The following is a 1,005-nucleotide window of genomic DNA, read 5'->3' on the forward strand; positions in this document are numbered from 1 at the left end:
ATATCCAAAAGGAAATGAAACAACTAGAGAAATAGATACACAAATTAGTTAGAAGCTTTTTACATTTTCAAATAGTTTCAGTATCTTTATTAATGATTGCTTAATTAGTTACTGTAGAAGTTACAAAAGAAAAGGCTATGTTCTAAAAAATTGTTTGCTATTATAATTTTGGAATAAAGTTGGACAAAGATTATTGTGTTAAGTATTATTTTTCGCAAATAAAAAGAATCCATCTTGAAAAAAGGTTTGTTTACAATGGATTATTTTCCTAAATGCTAATCTGTTGTTTTAATAAATATTGATAATTCAACACTTTTTAATTAGAATTACTTTTTCTTTGATTGAATATATTTTTGTGTTAACATTCCTGCATTAAAGACGGATGAAATCATTGCAATGAAAAAGAGCATTCTAGACAATAAAAAACCTTCTTCATCATTAAACTCAAAATAAGAAAAAGTAAAATAAATAAAGCACATTGCAACTACGGTTGTTAAAATCCATTGCCCCTTCAGCGATTTAATCATTGTATCCTCCTATTAGTTAGTTGCTTACACCCTTGTCTAAATTTAATAATTTACTAATAAACATTTCTTCCTTATTTTCTCTCCTTTACTTGTATAACGCTTTCTTATTTTATTGTACTTGAATTGGTAAATAAAAACAGATCGTAAGTATTTCTTTAAAATCAGTTAGCAGTTCATATCATACTTAAATACTTTTAAAAAACTATCCCAATTTATTTAAAATCTACAGCTTTAAAGTAAATGACTTTTTTAAACTAGTATTAGGGAAGGTTAATTATTGTTAATGGATTGACCTCTCCAATAAGCTAGGGTGGAGCTAAATGAAGTGTAGAACAAGAGAAGTAATCCCCAAAAAAACCCACTATCAAAGTAGATAGTGGGTTTTTATACTAAATTTTTATCGCTGCTTTTAATAATCATATTGAAAAGCACCCGTTAGCAATATGAAATCCTAGTAAAACTTCACAAACAATCATAA

Annotated in this window: 1 protein-coding gene; it reads right to left on the minus strand. The window is 26.6% G+C overall.

Translation table 11 applies throughout. The annotated features are described in order from the left end of the window. Positions 1-326: 326 nt before the first annotated feature. A complete protein-coding gene (locus AC1DUW_RS30390; protein WP_053346104.1) occupies positions 327-527 on the minus strand; it encodes a hypothetical protein in 201 nt (66 codons plus the stop codon). Positions 528-1,005: the final 478 nt, after the last annotated feature.

The sequence above is a fragment of the Peribacillus sp. P4_C12 genome (genome assembly GCF_056402095.1).